This window comes from Oleiphilus sp. HI0061 (assembly GCF_001635675.1).
Genome location: NZ_LWFE01000429.1, coordinates 1 through 1,217 on the forward strand (window position 1 = coordinate 1; position 1,217 = coordinate 1,217).

Annotated in this window: 1 protein-coding gene; it reads right to left on the reverse strand. The window is 44.5% G+C overall.

From position 1 onward, the window contains the following. Positions 1-67: 67 nt before the first annotated feature. On the reverse strand, positions 68-1,217 hold a 1,150-nt coding region (gene tolB / locus A3735_RS05755), incomplete at its 5' end, for a Tol-Pal system beta propeller repeat protein TolB (RefSeq protein WP_068637733.1).

A 1,217-nucleotide genomic window follows, 5' to 3' on the forward strand; every position in this document is an offset into this window, starting at 1 on the left:
ATAAAACACAAGCGGGTTTTAGCGAAAAGCTTTTATTTTTACCGGTTTATATCCAATAATTAATAATCTACAAAAAAGGTGACCAGGCAGGCTCCAGCACATCGCCCTTATTAGATGGTAAAAAATATTTCGCACCACCATCAACCGATACCACCGCTAAAACTTTGCTACCACCGCGCAAGGTCGAATATATAATCATACGCCCATTTGGTGAAACACTTGGCGACTCATCCAGCGATGTTGAGGTGAGAATTCTTTGATCCCCCGTCTCGATATCTATTTCTGCAATATGAAAACCTTGATCACCCGGCTCGGTACTTTTGTGGACGTAAAAAATACTATTACCGTCGCGGCTGTAGCGAGGCCTGGTATTATACTTCCCAACAAAGCTCAAGCGCTCCGGAATACGATCTCTCAGAGACATACGATAAACCTGTGGGCTCCCGCCCCTGTCACTTGTAAATACGACACTTTTACCGTCCTGTGACCAGCTTGCCTCGGTATCAATACCTGAGTCGAATGTTAATCGCTCAGTGCGATCACGAGCCAAGTCATAACTATATAACTCGGCGTTGCCATCTTTCGACAAGGTCATTACCAGAGAGGAATCATCTGGCGACCACATAGGCGAGTCATTCAAGCCTTTAAACGAGGTCACCTTTCTTTGATTTCCTGAAATCACATGCTGAATGTAAATTGCTGGGCGACCAGAGTCATAAGACACGTAAGTCAGGTGCTGCCCATCATTAGACCATGAAGGAGACAACATAGGCTCGCGACTAGTAAACAGTGTATAAGCCCCTTTCCCATCAGCATCTGCAACATTTAGGCGGTACTGACGCTGCTTGTTGGTTAACTCTTTAACGGTTATATATGCGATCTTGGTAGAAAACACGCCTTGGACACCCGTAATCTGCTGATACACACGGTCACTAATATAATGCGCTGTTTTTCTAAGGCTTGTAGGGCTTGCTTTTACTCGCTCGCTAATGAGAGATTTTTGAGTAAAGATATCAACAAGTTCATAGTCTACTATTACCTGCTTAGAACCATTTTGATGCGTGACACTCCCAACAACAATATAACTCTGCCCTAGCCTACGCCAGTCTCTGAAGTGCACCTGGTCGAAGCGTTCAGGTAAGCCGAGCATACGCGAGGTCGGCAAGGTATCAAAATCACCACTTCGTTGAAGATTGTTTGCAATAATTTTGGATACA